Annotated in this window: 1 protein-coding gene; it reads left to right on the top strand. The window is 34.4% G+C overall.

Features of this window, described 5'->3' with window-relative positions:
• Positions 1 to 752: glutamine synthetase family protein (locus IDG60_RS17885; protein ID WP_206160621.1), on the top strand; the 752-nt coding region annotated here is incomplete at its 5' end.
• Positions 753 to 759 lie beyond the last annotated feature (7 nt).

Below are 759 nucleotides of genomic sequence, written 5' to 3'. Positions count from 1 at the left end.
ATGAAATTGACTTTAAATATGCAGATGCTGTTACAGCATGTGATAATATCCAAACATTTAAATTGGTTGTTAAAACAATCGCACGTAAACATAATTTACACGCAACATTTATGCCTAAACCATTATTCGGTGTGAATGGTAGCGGTATGCACTTTAACGTTTCATTATTCAAAGGTAAAGAAAATGCATTCTTTGATCCAAATACTGAAATGGGCTTAACGGAAACTGCATATCAATTTACAGCAGGTGTGCTTAAAAATGCACGCGGATTTACTGCTGTATGTAACCCGTTAGTAAACTCATATAAACGTTTAGTACCTGGTTATGAAGCACCATGTTATATTGCATGGAGTGGTAAAAACCGTTCACCATTAATCCGTGTACCATCTTCAAGAGGATTATCTACTCGTATCGAAGTACGTTCAGTAGATCCAGCTGCAAACCCATACATGGCGTTAGCTGCAATCTTAGAAGCTGGACTAGATGGTATTAAAAATAAATTAAAAGTTCCAGAACCAGTTAACCAAAATATTTACGAAATGAACCGTGAAGAACGTGAAGCAGTAGGCATTCAAGACTTACCTTCAACACTTTATACTGCATTAAAAGCAATGCGTGAAAATGAAGTTATTAAAAAAGCTTTAGGAAATCATATCTATAATCAATTTATTAATTCAAAATCAATTGAATGGGATTACTACAGAACTCAAGTATCTGAATGGGAAAGAGATCAGTACATGAAGCAATATTAATACGCTA

Source organism: Staphylococcus sp. EG-SA-2 (assembly GCF_017152085.1).
Note: the sequence above shows the minus strand (reverse complement) of the source record. Positions and strands in the feature narration are given on the sequence as shown.